Genomic DNA, 17,042 nt, shown 5'->3' on the forward strand with positions numbered 1-17,042 from the left:
GCGCCCCGGGGATCAGTCGCGGCGGCGCCGGATCAGGTATCCGGCCGCGAACGCGGCGCCGGTGGCGAAGACGAGGCCGATCGCGATGTCCCAGCCGCCGGGGCCGGAGGAGGTGGACCCGCCGTACCCGCCGTGCACGCCCCGGGCAGGTGTGCCGGTCGGCGTGCCGGCGGCGGGTGTCGGCGCCGCGGGGGCGGTGGTCCGGGGCCGGAACGTGGAGGAGATGGTGGGGTCCCCGCGAAGCGGCAGCGCCTCGCAGGCGACGCCGTCCTCCGGCCCCTGGTCCTCGTCCAGTCTGTTCGGGTCGAGGGGGTTCGAGTCGAGGACGGCCTGCGCGTCCTCCTGGTAGGCGAAGTCCCGGCAGTCGAGGTCCCGCGCGTGAGCGGGGGCGGCCGCCGGCAGCAACGCGGACGCTGCGAGCAGGGCGCCGAGGGCACCGGTACGACGGCGCATGGCGCGCCTCCTCTCCGGTCGCGGATGGCTCACGCTTCGATGCTGGGGGCCGTTCGGCGGAACGGCGCGCCGCGGTGGGCCGAACGGGTTCCCGTGCGTCCCGCCGCGGCGGGACGATGGGCCGGGGGACCGTCCCGGCCGGCGGCGGGCCGACCGGGGAATGGATCACACCGGGCGGTGTGCCGTTGACACCGGGTGCCAGGGCTTCTAGCGTCACGTCTGCTGAAGGTACTAAGCGGTCGCTCACCAACGGGCGCAACCGCGGGAGCCGGATCCCGAGGGCGAGGAGAAACAGCAATGTCCACCACTGAGCAGCGGGTCGCCGTGGTCACCGGAGCGGCGCGCGGCATCGGCGCCGCCGTAGCCGTGCGCCTGGCCGCCGAGGGCCGCGCGGTCGCCGTGATCGACCTGGACGAGGCCGCCTGCAAGGACACCGTGGAGAAGATCACCGCGGCCGGCGGCAGGGCGCTCGCCATCGGCGCCGACGTCTCCGACGAGGCGCAGGTCGAGGCCGCGGTCGCGCGGGTCGCCGAGGAACTCGGCGCCCCGACCATCCTCGTCAACAACGCGGGCGTGCTCCGCGACAACCTGCTGTTCAAGATGAGCGTCTCCGACTGGGACACCGTCATGAACGTCCACCTGCGCGGTTCCTTCCTGATGACCAGGGCGTGCCAGAAGCACATGGTCGACGCGGGCTTCGGCCGCGTCGTCAACCTGTCGTCGTCCTCCGCGCTCGGCAACCGGGGGCAGGCGAACTACTCCGCCGCCAAGGCCGGCCTGCAGGGCTTCACCAAGACCCTGGCCAAGGAACTCGGCAAGTTCGGCGTCACCGCCAACGCCGTCGCGCCCGGCTTCATCGCCACCGAGATGACCAAGGCCACCGCCGACCGGGTCGGCATGGGCTTCGACGACTTCAAGGCCGCGGCCGCCACCCAGATCCCCGTGCAGCGCGTCGGGGAGCCCGAGGACATCGCCAACACCGTCGCCTTCTTCACCGGCGAGGCGGCCGGCTTCGTCTCCGGCCAGGTGCTGTACGTCGCCGGCGGACCGCTCGACTAGGGATCACCGACATGACTGAACTGCCTGCACTCTCCGGCAAGGTGGCCCTCGTCACCGGCGCCAGCCGCGGCATCGGCTACGGCGTGGCCGAGGCACTCATCGCCCGCGGAGACCGGGTCTGCATCACCGGCCGCAACGAGGAAGCCCTCAAGGAGGCCGTCGAACGCCTCGGCGCCGACCGGGTCATCGGCGTGGCCGGCAAGGCCCACGACGAGGCCCACCAGGCCGAGACCGTGGAACGCACCATGGCCGCGTTCGGCCGGGTGGACTTCCTCGTCAACAACGCCGGAACCAACCCGGTGTTCGGGCCGATCGCCGACGTCGACCTGGACGTGGCGCGCAAGGTGTTCGAGACCAACGTGCTCTCGGCGCTCGGCTTCGCCCAGCGCACCTGGCACGCCTGGCAGAAGGACAACGGCGGCGCCATCGTCAACGTCGCCTCGGTCGCCGGCCTCTCGGCCTCCCCGTTCATCGGCGTCTACGGGGTCAGCAAGGCCGCGATGATCAACCTGACCGCGCAGCTGGCGCACGAGTTCGCGCCCGGAGTGCGGGTCAACGCGATCGCCCCGGCCGTGGTGAAGACCAGGTTCGCCCAGGCCCTGTACGAGGGCCGCGAGGAGGAGGCCGCCGCGGCCTACCCGCTGAAGCGCCTCGGGGTGCCCTCCGACATCGGCGGGGCCGCCGCGTTCCTCACCTCGGAACAGTCCGACTGGGTCACCGGCCAGACGCTGGTCGTCGACGGCGGCATCTTCCTGAACGCCGGTGTGGCCTGACCGGGTCCACCGGTCTGTCGCGCGGGCGCCTCTTCCCTGACCGGAGTGGCGCCCGCGCCGTCCGAAAACGGACAAGCTGTTCCCATGACAACGTCGTCATAAACAATGTGTTCAACAGCCACGCGCGTAGCAGGTCCCACACGGCTGACACTGCGGTATGGTCTGCCGACCCTTGGTATGGCAGATCGAGGAGCGTGCGCGTGTTCAACCGGAACCGATGCCTGCGGCACATGGCGGCGATCGCTTCCATATCCCTGGCGACCGGATGCGGTCTTCTCTCCAGTGGAGGCTCCGCTCAGGCGGAACCGATCGTGGTGGGGACGACCAGCGCGCCCAGCACGCTCGATCCGGCCGCCTCCTGGGACGGCTCGTGGGAGCTCTTCCGCAACATCTACCAGACGCTGCTCGCGTACCCGTCCGGCGTGACGACGCCCCAGCCCGACGCGGCGGACCACTGCGGCTTCACGGACGACGCCAACCGCACCTACAGCTGCGAGCTGCGGAAGGACATGACGTTCTCCGACGGGCACCCGCTGAACGCCGAGGCCGTCAAGTTCTCGATCGACCGGATCAAGAAGATCGACGTGCCGGGTGGCCCCGCCGGTCTCCTCGGCAGCCTGGACCGCGTCGAGACCGTCGGCGACCGCGAGGTCGTCTTCCACCTCAACGAGTCGGACGCGACCTTCCCGTTCGTGCTGGCCACCCCGGCCATGTCGATCGTCGACCCCAAGGAGTACCCGGCGGCGGCACTCCGCAAGGGCACCGAGATCACCGGCTCCGGCCCCTACCGGCTGAAGGACTACCGGGAAGGGCAGAAGGCCGAACTGGTCAGCAACGACCGCTACCAGGGCTTCGCCAAGCGCAGAAACGATGCGGTGACGATCCGCTACTTCCAGGACTCCGCCGCCATGGTGAAGGCGCTGCGGGACAAGCAGATCGACGTCACCTACCGGGGTCTCGCCGCCGACGACATCGTCGACCTGCAGCGCCAGGACCCCAACCGGGAGATCCAGCTGATGGAGGGCGCCGGCGCCGACATCAACTACCTGGTGTTCAACCCCAAGGACCCCTGGGCGCGGAAGAAGGCCGTCCGCCAGGCCGTGGCCCAGATCGTCGACCGCGCGGCCATCGCCCACAAGATCTACAAGGACACCGTCGACCCGCTGTACTCCATGGTCCCCAAGGGGCTCGTCGGCCACACCACCGGCTTCTTCGACGACTACGGCGACCCCGACCCCGCCAAGGCCCGCGAGATCCTGCGCAAGGCCGACATCACCGAGACGGTCCCGCTCACCCTCTGGTACACCTCCGACCGCTACGGCTCGGAGACCGCCACCGAGTTCAAGGAACTCAAGCGGCAGCTGGAGGCGTCCGGCCTCTTCAGGATCACCCTCAAGAGCCGCCCGTGGAAGACCTACGTGGAGGGCTACCAGAAGGGCGAGTACCCGGTGTTCGGGCGCGGATGGTTCCCCGACTTCCCCGACGCGGAGAACTTCATCGCCCCGTTCGTCGGAGAGCAGAACGCGCTCGGCACGCCCTACGACTCACCCAAGATCACCAAGGACCTGCTGCCCCGCTCCCGCCGCGAGAGCGACCGCGGCAACGTGGTCAGGGACTTCGAGGAGGCCCAGCAGATCCTGGTCGACGACGCGCGGCTGCTGCCCCTGTGGCAGGGCAAGCAGTACACCGCCGCCAGCCAGGAGATCGCCGGCGCCGAGCAGTCCCTCGACCCGTCGACGATCATGATGATGTGGGAGCTGTCCCGCAAGACCAGCTGGTAGTCCGCCATCGGCCCCCTGTTGTCAGTGGCCGCCTGTAGGTTCGATGACCTGGAAGCGATCGCACGACAGAAGGAAGCCGACGTGACCGACACCGCCATCCTGCCCGAGTCCTGGCGCGGGGTCCTGGGCGACGAACTCCACCAGCCCTACTTCAAGGAGCTCACGGAGTTCGTCGAGGAGGAGCGGGCGAAGGGGCCCGTGTACCCCCCGCGCGAGGAGGTCTTCGCCGCGCTGGAGGCGACGCCCTACGACCGGGTGAAGGTGCTGATCCTCGGCCAGGACCCGTACCACGGGCCTGGCCAGGGCCACGGGCTGTGCTTCTCGGTGCGTCCCGGGGTGCGGGTCCCGCCGTCGCTGCGCAACATCTACAAGGAGATGCACCAGGAGCTGGGCACGCCCGTCCCCGACAACGGATGCCTGACACCCTGGGCCGCACAGGGCGTCCTGCTGCTCAACGCGGTGCTGACGGTCCGTGAGAGCGAGGCCAACTCGCACAAGGGGAAGGGCTGGGAGAAGTTCACCGACGCGGTGATCCGGGCGGTCGCCGACCGCCCCGACCCGGCGGTCTTCGTCCTGTGGGGCAACTACGCCCAGAAGAAGCTCCCGCTCATCGACGAGAAGCGCCATGTGGTGGTCAAAGGCGCGCACCCCTCGCCGCTGTCGGCGAAGAAGTTCTTCGGCTCCCGCCCGTTCACGCAGATCAACGAGGCGGTGGCCCGGCAGGGTCACACCCCGATCGACTGGACCATCCCGAACCTGGGCTGAGCGGCACCCGGCCTGATCCGCATCCGGCCTGATCTGCATCCGGCCTGATCCGAGTACGGTCCGATCCGCATCCGGAGCCGGCCGGGCGCCGCCGCGCCGGGGCGGGCCGCCGCCGGACGGGCCGGGGCGCTGCGGCCGCACCGGGGCCCGCATCCGGCCGTCCGCCCGCTGACCGCGGCTCCCCGGTGGCCGGCCCCGGACCCCCGGGCGCTTGGTCCTTGGTCCGGCCCCGGATTTCGGCCGCCGGAAGCCTGCCGGGCGGAAGGACACCGCCGCCGCGGCCCCGTCCCCGCGACTCGCCGGGCACCTGCGCGATCCCCCACGGATCCGGGAGGAGCGGGGCAGGGACCCGGGCTTCCCCGGTCGGTCAGCGGCGTCGCAGGGACGGCTCGAGCAGCGCGGGGGGTGTGTCGTGCTTCTCGTGCGCGGCCAGGTCGGTGCCGGGGGCCACGATGGCGTCGATCGCATCGAGCACATCGTCGGAGAGCACGGTGTCGGCGGCGGCGAGCTGTGCGTGCAGGTGGTCCAGTGTGCGGGGGCCGATGAGCGCGCCGGTCACGCCCGGGTGCGCGGTCACGAACCCGAGGGCGAGCTGGATCATGGTCAGGCCGGCCTCGTCGGCGACCTCGGCCAACTGCTCGACGGCGTCGAGCCGGGCCCGGTTGGCGGGCACGGTGATGTCGAAGCGCTCCGGCAGGAGACTCGAGCGGTTGCTCGTGATCTCCCGGCCCTCGCGGATCGCGCCCGACAGCCAGCCCGAGGCCAACGGGCTCCACGCCAGCACACCGAGCCCGTACTCCTCGGTCACGGGCAGGACGTGTGCCTCGATCCCGCGCTGCAGGATCGAGTAGCTGGGCTGTTCCGTGACGTACCGGCCCAGGTGGTGCTCGCGGGCGGCCCACTGCGCCTGCACGATGCGGTAGGCGGGGTAGGTGGAGGAGCCGAAGTAGCGGATCTTCCCCGCGCGCTGCAGGTCGGTCAGCGCCGACAGCGTCTCCTCGTCACTTGTACGGGGGTCCCACCGGTGGATCTGGTAGAGGTCGACGTGGTCGACACCGAGGCGGCGCAGGCTGTCGTCCAGCGCGGTGACCAGCCAGCGGCGCGAACCGCCCCGGTGGTTGCGCTCCTCGCCCATCGGCATGCTCGCCTTGGTGGCGAGCACGATGTCGTCGCGGCGGCCGGCGATGGCCTTGCCGACCATCTCCTCCGACTCGCCGCCGCTGTACATGTCGGCGGTGTCGATCAGGTTGACACCGGCGTCGAGAGCGGCGTCGACGAGGGAGGTGGCCTCCTCCTGGGTGGTGCGCCCGATCTTGCCGAAGTTCATGGCGCCGAGCGCGAGGGTGCTGACCTGCACGCCGGTGCGGCCCAGATTGCGGTACTGCATGACCGTGTGTCTCCTTGCTGCGGATGTTGCGAATGCTGCGGGTGGAGGCTGGTGGCGAAGGGGTGGCTTGGCTACCGGGCTCCTGCTCTGCCATCATGAGCAAAGCGGAACACCGTTCCGGAAAGGACGATACGGAACGCTGTTCCGTTTTGGCAAGTGCGACGACGGCGAAGGAGCGCGGTGAACGACAGCGACCAGGGGGCGGAGCGGGCCGCCCCGTCCAAGCGGAGGGACGCCCGGCGCAACAAGGAGGCCCTGCTCGACGCGGCGGCCGCGGTGTTCGTCGCATCCGGCGTGGAAGCACCGGTGCGCGACATCGCCGCCAGGGCGGGCGTCGGCCTGGGCACGATCTACCGTCACTTCCCGACGCGAGCGGACCTCATCGTCGCCGTCTACCGGCACCAGGTCGACGCCTGCGCCGAGGCGGGTCCGGCGCTCCTGGCAAGCAGCCCGACCCCTCATGCCGCACTGGGTCACTGGATCGGCCTCTTCGTCGACTTCCTGGTCACCAAGCACGGACTCGCCGCGGTGCTCCAGTCCGACAACACCGCCTTCGACACGCTGCACGCCTACTTCCTCGACCGGCTGGTGCCCGTCTGCGCCCGGTTGCTCGAAGCCGCGGCAGCCACCGGGGAGATCCGATCCGACATCAGCGCATACGCACTCATGCGCGGAGTCGGCAACCTCTGCATCGGCGCGGGCAGCGATCCGGACTACGACCCGCGCCTACTGGCCGCAGTCCTCATCGCCGGACTGCGCTCCCCGCGATAGCGGTGCCGGCGCCGACACCGCCCACGCCCTGCAGGCCGTCAGCCACGCCGGGGCTGCTCCGGAGGGCGCCCAACGCCCGGCCCTCGCACGCCTACCGCCATGCGTCTTCGCGGCCTGCCGGCCCGCCGTCGCCGTGGCCGTTCGAGAACAGGGCAGCCACCTGCGGCCCGATCGGTCCGTCAGGCCGTAGCGTCGGTCGGACGGGACGGTCCCGTCGGCCCAGGGCGGCCGGTGCGTGTGTGCGGAGGGCGCGGTGGCGGAGAGGCAGGAGCAGGTGGCGCCGGACACCCTGCTGACCAGGATCGGGCAGATCGTGATGCTGCACCACGGCGGAGACCGGGAGGAGGCCCGGCAGCGGTTCCTCGACGTGTGGGCGGAGATCTGCGAACACGGCGACCCGCTGCACCGCTGCACGCTCGCCCGCTACCTCGCCGACACGCAGGACGATCCGGCCGACGAACTCGCCTGGGACCTGCGCGCCCTGACCGCCGCGGAGGAGCTCGCGGACGACCGCCCCGCCCTGACGGCCGCCGAGGAAGGCACCGGCGGCGGCTCCGCACCGCACCGGGGAGCGTCCGCCGCACGGGCCCTGTATCCGGCTCTCCACCTGGACCTCGCGGCCGACTACCGCAAACTCGGCCGGCCCGAGGCCGCCCGCAGCCATCTGCGCCGGGCCCGCGCGGCGGCCGACGCGCTGGCCGACGACGACTACGGCGACGCGGTGCGGGCCGCCATCCGCAGCTTGGAGTCGCGGATGGGGGACTGAGGTCCCCACGCCCGAGCCTCAACGCCTGAGCCTCAACGCCTGAGCCCCCCAGCCTCAACGCCTGAGCCTCAACGCCCCGGAGTCTCAGCGTCGCAGGGTTTCCTCGCACACCACCGCCTCCGGGCTGTCCGCGCGCCAGTGGCCGTACTTCCTGCCCAGCGAGCACACGTCGGTGTTCTGGCGGATCTCTCGGCGGACCGATTCGGGCACATCGGGCATCCCGTCGAGGGGCGGCCGCTGCCGGTGACCGGACCCCGAGGAGTGCCGGTGCCCCGGCTCGGCCCGTGCGGGACCGGGCCGTCCAGGGGCGGCCCGACGCGGGCCCGCCGACCTCCGCGGCGCGGCCGCCTCCGGCTCCACCCGCCGGGACGGTCCGACCCGCTCCAGTGCCTCACGGGCGGGCGCCTGCACGATCTGCCGTTCCGTCCCGCCCTCCGGCCGCGACACCGGCGGCGCCGCCCGGCCCGGTGCGGTGGCGGGGGGTGCCGCGGGCGGCCGCGGGCGCTGGACCGTCGTACAGCCGGAGAGGCCCGCAACCGCGAGGGTGACCAGGAGCGCTGCGGTGGTCGTCGTTCGATGCACGCGCGTCACTCTGCTGGGTCCGGACCGGTGCGGGACAGCCGACGAACACCAGGACGCCCCGGACGGGTGATCCCGGTCCCCGTACGGGCGGTCCGGACGGGCCGCGGCTGACGTCAGTCGCCGGTCGCCCCGTCGATGCGTTCCCGGATCAGGTCCGCATGGCCGTTGTGGCGGGCGTACTCCTCGATCATGTGCGTGTAGATCCAGCGCAGGTTGAAACGCTCGCCGGTGCGCCGGTGCCGGCCCTTGGAGAGGTCGTCCAGGCCGAAGCCGGCGGCGATACGCCGAGCCGCCTCGATCTCGGCCTGCCAGTCGGCGTGCGTCCGCTGCCAGGTGTCCGTCTCGGTGAGGTGGAAATCGCCGTCCGGGTCCTCGTCGCCGCAGTAGAGCGGTTCCGCGTCCTCGTCCGCGAGGACGCGGCGGAACCAGCCCCGCTCGACCTCCGCCATGTGCCGTGCCAGCCCCATCAGGGAGAGCACCGAGGGCTCCACGGCGGCGGTCCTCAGCCGGGCGTCGTCCAGCCCTTCGCACTTCCACGCGAGGGTCTGCCTGTGGTAGTCCAACCAGCCCTCCAGCATGGTGCGTTCGTCGGCGGTGGTCGCGGGTTCGCGTCGTTCGGTGGTCATGCCCGCATCCTTTCCCGCCGCGTCCCGCCGTGCCATCGGTTTACCGCCGGCCGGCGGCCTCCGGCCGTCCCCGGGCGGCGGTTTCCGGCCGTTCCGCACAGCCGGTCGCGCCGCCTGGCACGGTCGGTCGCGCCGCCTGGCACGGCCGGTCCGCACGGCGGCTCCGGATGCGACGGGCCGAGTGGTTCGCACGGCGGTCAGGGCCCAGCGGGCGTCGGCCGGGGGCATCCGGCCCGCCCAGCGGGCGTCGGCCGGGGGCGACCGGCCCGCCCCGCGCGCGAGCCCCGGTGCGCCGGCGCGGCCTCGCTGCGGCCTCGCCGACCGCCGCCCCGCACCGGCCACGTATGCTTCCGTGCAGCTCGGCTCAGGCAAGCAGTGAAGGAGCGCCCGTGAAGGTCGGCTGCATCGGACTCGGCGACATCGCGCGGAAGGCGTACCTGCCGGTCCTCGGCGTCCAGCCCGGCGTGCAGCTGCACCTGCAGACCCGCACGCCGGCCACTCTCGCCCGGGTCGCCGACAGCCTCCACCTGCCGGACGGCCGGCGCCACCACGACCTGGACTCCCTCCTCGCCCAGGACCTCGACGCCGCCTTCGTGCACGCCCCCACCGCCGCCCACCCGGAGATCGTCGCGCGGCTGCTGGAGGCCGGCGTCCCCACCTACGTGGACAAGCCCCTCGCCTACGAACTCGCCGACTCCGAGCGGCTGGTGTCCCTCGCGGAGCAGCGCGGAACGTCGCTCGCCGTCGGTTTCAACCGCCGGTTCGCGCCCGGCTACGCCCAGTGCGTCGAGCACCCGCGCGAGCTGATCCTCCTGCAGAAGCACCGGGTGGGGCTGCCCGAGGAGCCGCGCACCATGATCCTCGACGACTTCATCCACGTCGTGGACACCTTGCGGTTCCTGGTTCCGGGCCCGGTCGACGACGTGACGGTACGGGCGCGCGTCGAGGACGGGCTGCTGCACCACGTCGTGCTGCAGCTCGCCGGGGACGGCTTCACCGCGCTCGGTGTGATGAACCGGCTCAGCGGCTCGGCGGAGGAGGTCCTGGAGGTCTCCGGCCAGGACACCAAGCGCCAGGTGCTGAACCTGGCCGAGGTGATCGACCACAAGGGCCAGCCGACCGTGCGGCGCCGCGGTGACTGGGTGCCGGTCGCCCGGCAGCGCGGCATCGAGCAGGCGGTCCTGGCCTTCCTCGACGCCGTGCGCGCGGGCGAGGTGCTCAGCGCCCGGGACGCGCTGGCGACCCACGAACTGTGCGAGCGGGTGGTCCGTGCGGTGCGGGAGGGCTCCGGCGGAGCCTGACCGCCCGCACACCCTCGAACAGCCCCAGCGCGGCCAGGACCAGCAGCGCCGCGTGCACCGGCCAGTCACCGAAGCGGACGTACGGAGTGATGCCGGCGGTGAGCGGCACCTCGTACACCACCGCCGTGTCCGCGTCCGTGCCCAGCCGCGGCCCGATCCGCTGCCCGGTCGGCCCGAACACCGCCGACATACCGGTCAGCGTGGCGTGCACCATGGTGCGCCCGGTCTCCGCGGACCGCAGCGCGGCCAACGAAGCGTGCTGCTCCGGCGCCCAGCTGTGCTGGAACGTCGACGTCGAGGACTGGCCGACCAGGACGTCCGCGCCGTCCGCGGCGAGCCGACGGCTCATGTCGGGGAACGCGGTCTCGAAGCAGATCAACGGTCCGAGGCGCAACCCCGGTCCGGCCGACATCACCACCTGTCCGCTGCCGCGTCGCCGGTCCTCTCCGGCCGCCTTCCCGACGGACGTCGCCCAACCCAGCACGGAACGGGCGGGAACGTACTCGCCGAACGGGACCAGCCTTATCTTGTCGTACCGTTCGCCGGTCAGGCCGTCCGGGCCGACCAGCACCGAACTCTTGTAGATGCCGGGCCGGTCGGAGCGCCGTGCATCCACGTTGACGAGGATGTCGGCCCCCGTCGCGCGGGACAGCGCGGCGATCCTCCGGGTCAGGTCGGGACGGTCGCCGAGGTCGTGCCCCACGCTGCTCTCACCCCAGACGATGAGGTCCGGATCGCGGCCGACCAGGCGCCGGGTGAGCTGCTCCTCGCGGTCGAAGCGCCGGTCCCCGCTGTCGACGCCGTCGATCACGCCCGGCTGCACCACCGCGATCCGCGCCTGCCCGACGGTCTGCGGGCGCGGCGACCACGCCCAGGCCGTCGAGGCCGCGGCGGCGACCGCCGCCAGCGCCGCCAGCGCGGGCAGCCGGGCGGGGCGGACGGCGACCAGGACGGCAACCGCCACGTTGACCGCCACCAACAGCAGGCTCAGCAGCCACACCCCGCCCACCGAGGCCAGCCGCAGCGCCGGTACCACCTGCCACTGGCTGGCGCCGAGCATCCCCCAGGGGCCGCCCAGGCCTTGCCACGACCGCACCAGTTCGATCGCCACCCACCCCGACGGCAGCACCAGCAGGGCCGCTGCGACCCGGCCTCGGCCCGGCACACCGGACAGCAGGCGGCGCACCAGCCAGGCCCACGGCGCCCAGAGCACCCCGAGCAGGCCCGCGATGACGAGGGTGAACACGTGCAGGCTCGGCAGCAGCCAGTGGTGCATCGCCAGCATGAACCCGAACCCGCCGCACCAGCCGTCCCACGCCGCCCGCCGGCCCGTCGGCGCCGCGCGGGCCAGCAGGATCCACGGCACCAGGGCCACGTAGGCGAGCCACCACAGCGACGGCGCGGGGAAGGCCGGCACCGGCAGTGCCCCGGCGAGTACCGCGAGGGCCGAGCGGCGCCACGGGGAGGCGAGCCAGTGGTCGGGCATCTTCATGCGGGCGCCTCCCTGCCGGGCGGGTGGCTCCAGTCTGCGTGCCGGACTCGATCTCCGACAGGGGGCCGAGACCCAGTCCACCACAGCGCGGGACGGTCGGCCGGGCACGGCGCCGACGCGGGGCGCGAACCGGCTGCGCCGGACCCCCGCAACAGGATGGTGCTCGAGCACGACTACTTCTGGTCCGTTCCCGGCGACGAACCCCCACGAGGTCCGCAACGAACCGGGAACGATCACGGCCGGGCAGCTCGCCGAGTCGTGGCCGCCCGCTGTGCGGCCTCGCCGTCGAACTCCACGGCGGTGCGGATCCAGGCAGGGTGCAGGGCGGCGAGGACAAGACAGGCGAGGGACATGGCGCACCACAATCCGGCCGCTCCGGTGTGTTCGAGCAACTGTGTGCCGACGAGCGGGGCGGCGATCCCGCCGATGCCCCAACTCGTGCCGTGAACCGCCAGGTATCGCGCCCTTCCGGCGGCGGGCGCGAGACTTGCGACGAGTGCGTGGGCGCGGCCTGCGAGGAGCAGGTCGCCGGCGCTCCACGTGATGGTTGCCGCGATATGGGCGAGCAGGCTGTGGGCGAGCGCGTATCCGGCACAGCCAAGGGCCGTCAGGAGGTAGCCGCCGGCGAAGGCGGCGGCCGTCGGGAGGGTGGCGAGTCGACCGAGCGCCAGTAGAGGCTGGCCGGCGGCGATCGTGAGGGCGGACGTGGTGAACAGCAGCCCGGCGTCGGCGGGCTGCAGCCCTCGAAGGTCCAGGGACAGCGGGAGCGTGATCATGATCTGGAGGTGGACCACCGCGAACAGCGTCCCTGCCGCGAGCATCACGAGCAGCGAACGATCCCGCCAGGGGGCGACGGCGGCGCCCTGCTCCGTGGCCGGGGCCGCAGTGCGGTGGTCCGCAGGCAGCACACGGTGCACCGTCAGTGCGCAGAGCAGACAGGTGAGGGCATCGACCACGAAGAGCCACCGCAGGTCCCAGCGTCCCAGCCCGGCCGCCAGAAGGCCCGCGCCCATGCCGGCCAGCGCCAGGGCCACGTTCAGCAGGCCGTAGGCGCGGACCTGCTCGCCCGGGTCCACGACGTCCGCGATCATCGCCTGGCTGGGCGGCTCGTAGATCTCGAAGGCCAACCCCATCAGCACCGCGAAGCAGGCCGCCGGCACCGGACCGCGCGCCGAGGCGACGCCCAGTTGTGCCACCGCGCACCCGGTCAGCCCGACGACGATCGTGCGGCGCCGACCGATACGGTCGGCCAGGCGACCGCCGACCAGGCGCGAAGGGACCGTGGCGAGTCCGAAAGCGGCGCTGACGCATCCGGCGACGGCGGTGCCGGTACCGAAGCGCGTCGTGATCAGAACGGTGAGGAACGGCAGGGAGAAGGCCCCCATCCGGTTCACGGCCCGGGCCGCAATCAGCAACCGCACCGTGCGCGGCAGGGGCAGGTTCTTCCGGCTCTGCGCAGACCTCCGGATCCCCCTGGCGGCAGGCCTCACGGAACCCCCTCGCGTGTGACCGACGAAATGGCTATCGTCGGTTGCGCATGCACGCTAGAGGTCGAAGGAGTGACCGGTCAAGTGATGTTTGATGGTCACGTGGTGACGTTGCTCGATGCGGCCGTCTCCCTCGTGAACACGCTGACCGACGGCGCCCGTCAGGGCCGTCCCTACGCCGCACCCCACGGGGATCGGCTCCCGCAGGCGGTTCACGAGGCGCTGCCGGGCCCGTCGGACCGCCCCGCGGTCGCCTCGGACCACGCCACCTACCTGGCGCACACCGCTCAGCGGATGCGGGCGGTGTTCGAGGCCGTCGACCGTGGTGACGTCGATCAGGCGGCCCGGCTGGTCAACACCCTGCTGCGGACCACCGGCGCTCGCCCGCAACTCGACTGCGTGGCCGGAGAGCCCTGGCAGGTCCACTTCCACGGCACCGACGACAGCCTCTCCGTGGGGTGGAGCGCCGGATGCGCCACCGCTCTGGCCCTGGCGATCGGCAGCAACCTCGCCGGGCGCCTCGGCGTCTGCACAGCCCCGCACTGCGACCGCGTGTACGTCGACGCTTCCCGTAACACGGTCCGCCACTTCTGCTCCGCGGCCTGCCGAAGCCGTGTCAAGGCGGCGGCCTTCAGGGCCCGCAGGGCATCCCGGAGCTGAGCGCCTCTCGACTCCCGCGGTGGTCGGCCGGCCCGCCGACCGGGGGGTCGAGACTGGTGGGCCCGTGTTCAGGAGTCGCGTATTCGCCGTAGCCGCCAGTCGATCGTGACTCTGTGTCGGTGCTCCGCGGCATGATGATCGCCGTGAACACCGAGATGCTGATAGACGTCTGGCAGCGGCTTCTTGCCGACCCTCGCAAGTCGTGGGTGCTGTTCGAGCATGGCACTTGTGTCGTGCTGACCGCTCCGGAAGGGGAGCTGGCCGAACAGGCCACCACCCTCCTGAAGGAGTTCGGCCCGGTGCATGCCGGGTCTCCGGCAGGAGATTTTGGGGTGATCGACCTCAAGGACGCCCAGGGATGGGTCGTCACCGGGCACCACAACGACGTCCTTACCCATGTCGGCCCTGATGAGCCTCAGGATCAATCGGAGATCGCTGTCGGACTGTTCGGACGCTCCAAGCGCCATCGGGATGGCACAGAACTTCACGTCGTCCACGTTGAGGACAAGCGAGGCTCAGCCGGCTCGGCGTGAGTGCTCGCGTTTCACCGCTGGTGGGCACCAGGGGCGTACCGGCTCCAGGTGCCACCGGCCTCGGTGACGAGCCGGGTGGCGGTTTTGTCGTGGTAGCCGAGGGCCTTGGCGATGACCGGCGCGGGGGCTTGGAGGACGAGGTGCCGGACAGTGGAGGTGCGGGCTCTTTGGGCCGGGACACCGAGGTCACGGAGAGGGCCGAGCAGGCTGGCCGGGTTCGTCGGCCGGCCCGGGCGGCGGCCGGGGAAGAGCCAGTGCGGAGAGGTTCACCGCGGGCGTGCGGGCCGGAAGTGAGCGGAGGTAGTCCCGAACGAGATCGGCAACGGGCTCGGGCAGAGGCGAGGGCGGGTCTCCGAGACGGAGGCGCCGTCGCTCCGGCCTCACGCACCTGGGCGAGGCCGGGGCCAGCCTGCTGATGCTGACGGTCAAGTCGAGACACAAGAAGCCGGAGAACTCCGCCGCTACTTCAAGCCCTCGCCCGACGCCATTGCGGAGATCACCAGCCTCCTCGCGCCGGACGACAGCAGGCGCTGATCGTGACGCTGCTATGAGGTGGCGTCGGCCCACAGGTCGGTGCTGTGGGCCCCGATGAGAGCGCTGATGCGGGTCAGCACGTCACCGACCGGTTGCGGATCGAGTCGGCGTCCGTCCCGCAAGCGCAGTGCGACGTGATCGTCGGCGGCCTCCTTGGCGCCGATGACGGCTTGGTAGGGGACCAGGCGGGCCTCCCGGATGCGGGCGCCCAGGCTGCCGCGTTCCGGTCCCGCGATCTGGGCACGCAGTCCGATACGGGTGCAGCGTCGGTCGACGGCTTCGGCGTTCGGCAGTTCGGTGTCGGAGATCGGGAGGATGACCAGCTGAGTGGGGGCGAGCCAGGCGGGGAAGGCGCCGCCGTGCTGTTCGACGAGGTGGGCGACGGCTCGCTCCACGCTGCCGATGATGCTGCGGTGGACCATGACCGGGCGGTGCCTGGCGCCGTCCGCGCCGATGTAGTGCAGGTCGAACTGCTCGGGCTGGTGGAAGTCGACCTGGACGGTGGACAGGGTGGACTCCCGGCCGGCGCCGTCGGTGACCTGGACGTCGATCTTGGGGCCGTAGAACGCGGCTTCTCCCTCGGCCGCCTCGTAGGGCAGGCCGGAGTGGTCGAGGACGTCGGTCAGCAGGGCGGTGGACCGCTGCCACTTCTCAGGCGCAGCCATGTACTTGCCACCGGGGCCCGGGAGGGAGAGCCGGTAGCGGGTCGGGGTGATGCCGAGCGCCTCGTACGCCCGGCGGATCATCTCCAGCGCCGCCCGCGCCTCCTCGGCGACCTGTTCCAGGGTGCAGAAGATGTGCGCGTCGTTGAGCTGGATGGCCCGTACCCGGCTCAGCCCGCCGAGCACGCCCGAGAGTTCGGAACGGTACATGCCGCCCAGTTCGGCCATGCGCAGGGGCAGTTCGCGGTAGCTGTGGGAGCGGGAGCGGAAGATCACCGCGTGATGGGGGCAAAGGCTGGGCCGCAGGACGATCTGCTCCCCGCCGAGGTCCATCGGGGGGAACATGTCGTCGCTGTAGTGCGCCCAGTGCCCCGAAATCTCGTACAGCTCCCGCTTGCCGAGGACTGGTGAGTACACGTGCTGGTAGCCCGCTCGCCGTTCGGCGGCGCGGATGTACTCCTCCAGGGTGTGCCTCACGGCCGCGCCGTGGGGCAGCCAGTACGGCAGGCCGGCGCCGATGAGCGGGTCGGTGTCGAACAGGCCCAGTTCACGGCCGAGCTTGCGGTGATCGTGCACGGTGGTCATCGCGGTCTCCTCGCTGGTTGCGGAGCAAGTGACCGGGCCTACGACGAAGCCCCGGGGCACTTGCCCCGGGGCTTCGGATCAGATCGTCTGTCAGCGCGCCGGGACACTCTCCGGCGTCGTCGTCATAGCAGCGCGCTTCATGTCGCAGACGTTAGCAGGGTGCGGCGATGTCCACACGGTCATTCCTCGTCAGGAGCACCCGGGGCGCGAAGGGGGGCAGCCCGCCGGGCAGATCGGGCAGTTGGAAGGAATACCGGCCGAGCATGTTGATGTGGTGCCGCGCAAAAGGCGAGAGGCGGGCCACGTCCTCGTCGCGCACAACGAAGCCCTCCGCGCCCAGCTGGTTGACGGCGGCGTCCATGCAGCGGGTGTTGAAGAGCACGACCCCGTTGAGGACCAGGCCCAGGGCGCCGATCTGGTCCTTGATGCCGATCTGGTGGCGCTGGTAGAGCTGCCCACTCCGGCCGTGGAAGATCTTCCGGGCGAGGGCGTGACGGCCCTCCTGGAGGTTGGCCCGGCTCTTGATCTGCCGCCGGTAGCCGGGCTCGTCGGCCAGGCGCAGGATGTGCGGGGACTTGGAGATCCGCCCGTAGTGGGCGATGGCGTCGTCGAGCGGGGTGGGACGGCCGTCGCGCGGCAGCATCCGGATCACATCGTAGGCGCGGACGGCACCGGTGTGGATGGAGCCGATGATGCGCAGGATGTCCTCCCAGTGCCGTTCGATCCCGGCGAGGTCGACCCGGTCGCGGGCCGCCTCCCGGCCGTCCTGGACGTGGTCGGGATCGAGGCGGCGGCGAACGCTACAGTGATCGATGATCGATCATT

At 71.8% G+C, this 17,042-nt stretch carries 16 protein-coding genes and 2 pseudogenes; 10 read left to right on the top strand and 8 right to left on the bottom strand.

Annotated elements, in window-relative coordinates; all coding sequences use genetic code 11:
• Positions 1-12 precede the first annotated feature (12 nt).
• Entirely contained in the window at positions 13-453 is a 441-nt protein-coding gene (locus ACL02U_RS15815; protein ID WP_412791456.1) for an excalibur calcium-binding protein, read from the bottom strand.
• A gap of 297 nt (positions 454-750) precedes the next feature.
• Here ACL02U_RS15815 and fabG point away from each other — a divergent pair, with 297 nt between their 5' ends.
• From fabG to ACL02U_RS15835, 4 genes are all read left to right on the top strand, one after another.
• On the top strand, positions 751-1,512 hold the full coding sequence (fabG, locus tag ACL02U_RS15820) for a 3-oxoacyl-ACP reductase FabG (protein ID WP_412791457.1): 762 nt from the start codon (positions 751-753) through the stop codon (positions 1,510-1,512).
• Positions 1,513-1,523: 11 nt separating this feature from the next.
• Positions 1,524-2,285 (top strand): SDR family oxidoreductase, encoded by a 762-nt coding sequence (locus ACL02U_RS15825; protein ID WP_412791458.1) that lies wholly within the window; start codon positions 1,524-1,526, stop codon positions 2,283-2,285.
• Between the two features lie 200 nt (positions 2,286-2,485).
• On the top strand, positions 2,486-4,066 hold the full coding sequence (locus ACL02U_RS15830; protein WP_412791459.1) for an ABC transporter substrate-binding protein: 1,581 nt from the start codon (positions 2,486-2,488) through the stop codon (positions 4,064-4,066).
• Between the two features lie 81 nt (positions 4,067-4,147).
• On the top strand, positions 4,148-4,831 hold the full coding sequence (locus tag ACL02U_RS15835) for a uracil-DNA glycosylase (RefSeq protein WP_412791460.1): 684 nt from the start codon (positions 4,148-4,150) through the stop codon (positions 4,829-4,831).
• Between the two features lie 367 nt (positions 4,832-5,198).
• Here ACL02U_RS15835 and ACL02U_RS15840 read toward each other — a convergent pair whose 3' ends face one another.
• Positions 5,199-6,218 carry an aldo/keto reductase gene (locus tag ACL02U_RS15840; protein WP_412791461.1) on the bottom strand — a complete coding sequence of 340 codons (1,020 nt, stop codon included), beginning with the start codon at positions 6,216-6,218 and terminating at the stop codon, positions 5,199-5,201.
• Between the two features lie 180 nt (positions 6,219-6,398).
• On the opposite strand from ACL02U_RS15840, the gene ACL02U_RS15845 reads away from it, so the two are divergent.
• Both ACL02U_RS15845 and ACL02U_RS15850 read left to right on the top strand, forming a co-directional pair.
• Positions 6,399-6,989, top strand: coding sequence for a TetR/AcrR family transcriptional regulator (locus ACL02U_RS15845; RefSeq protein ID WP_412791462.1), 591 nt, complete (start codon positions 6,399-6,401; stop codon positions 6,987-6,989).
• 253 nt (positions 6,990-7,242) lie between these two features.
• Entirely contained in the window at positions 7,243-7,755 is a 513-nt protein-coding gene (locus ACL02U_RS15850) for a hypothetical protein (RefSeq protein WP_412791463.1), read from the top strand.
• 84 nt (positions 7,756-7,839) lie between these two features.
• Here ACL02U_RS15850 and ACL02U_RS15855 read toward each other — a convergent pair whose 3' ends face one another.
• Both ACL02U_RS15855 and ACL02U_RS15860 read right to left on the bottom strand, forming a co-directional pair.
• Positions 7,840-8,337 carry a hypothetical protein gene (locus tag ACL02U_RS15855; protein WP_412791464.1) on the bottom strand — a complete coding sequence of 166 codons (498 nt, stop codon included), beginning with the start codon at positions 8,335-8,337 and terminating at the stop codon, positions 7,840-7,842.
• A 113-nt stretch (positions 8,338-8,450) separates the two neighbouring features.
• On the bottom strand, positions 8,451-8,963 hold the full coding sequence (locus ACL02U_RS15860) for a DinB family protein (protein ID WP_412791465.1): 513 nt from the start codon (positions 8,961-8,963) through the stop codon (positions 8,451-8,453).
• Between the two features lie 389 nt (positions 8,964-9,352).
• Between ACL02U_RS15860 and ACL02U_RS15865 the strand changes: the two genes are divergently transcribed.
• The gene (locus ACL02U_RS15865) at positions 9,353-10,264 is read left to right on the top strand and encodes a Gfo/Idh/MocA family protein (RefSeq protein WP_412791466.1); all 912 of its coding nucleotides are present in this window, start codon (positions 9,353-9,355) and stop codon (positions 10,262-10,264) included.
• On the opposite strand, the gene lnt is transcribed toward ACL02U_RS15865, so the two are convergent.
• Positions 10,182-11,756, bottom strand: coding sequence for an apolipoprotein N-acyltransferase (lnt, locus tag ACL02U_RS15870; protein ID WP_412791467.1), 1,575 nt, complete (start codon positions 11,754-11,756; stop codon positions 10,182-10,184). The genes ACL02U_RS15865 and lnt overlap by 83 nt on opposite strands.
• Positions 11,757-11,989: 233 nt before the next feature.
• Complete coding sequence (locus tag ACL02U_RS15875; RefSeq protein WP_412791468.1) at positions 11,990-13,246, bottom strand: MFS transporter; 1,257 nt, start codon at positions 13,244-13,246, stop codon at positions 11,990-11,992.
• Between the two features lie 84 nt (positions 13,247-13,330).
• Here ACL02U_RS15875 and ACL02U_RS15880 point away from each other — a divergent pair, with 84 nt between their 5' ends.
• From ACL02U_RS15880 to ACL02U_RS15890, 3 genes and pseudogenes are all read left to right on the top strand, one after another.
• Positions 13,331-13,903, top strand: a complete 573-nt coding sequence (locus tag ACL02U_RS15880; protein ID WP_412791469.1) for a CGNR zinc finger domain-containing protein — start codon at positions 13,331-13,333, stop codon at positions 13,901-13,903.
• 131 nt (positions 13,904-14,034) lie between these two features.
• The gene (locus ACL02U_RS15885) at positions 14,035-14,436 is read left to right on the top strand and encodes a hypothetical protein (RefSeq protein ID WP_412791510.1); all 402 of its coding nucleotides are present in this window, start codon (positions 14,035-14,037) and stop codon (positions 14,434-14,436) included.
• A 367-nt stretch (positions 14,437-14,803) separates the two neighbouring features.
• A pseudogene (locus ACL02U_RS15890) lies at positions 14,804-14,970 on the top strand (site-specific integrase); the annotation flags it as partial.
• Positions 14,971-14,981: 11 nt separating this feature from the next.
• Here the strand turns inward: ACL02U_RS15890 and thrS are convergent.
• A complete protein-coding gene (thrS, locus tag ACL02U_RS15895; RefSeq protein ID WP_412791511.1) occupies positions 14,982-16,208 on the bottom strand; it encodes a threonine--tRNA ligase in 1,227 nt (408 codons plus the stop codon).
• A gap of 188 nt (positions 16,209-16,396) precedes the next feature.
• A pseudogene (locus ACL02U_RS15900) lies at positions 16,397-16,977 on the bottom strand (Tn3 family transposase); the annotation flags it as partial.
• Between the last annotated feature and the right edge of the window lie 65 nt (positions 16,978-17,042).

This window comes from Streptomyces sp. MS06 (genome assembly GCF_047200655.1).
Taxonomy (GTDB): Bacteria; Actinomycetota; Actinomycetes; order Streptomycetales; family Streptomycetaceae; genus Streptomyces.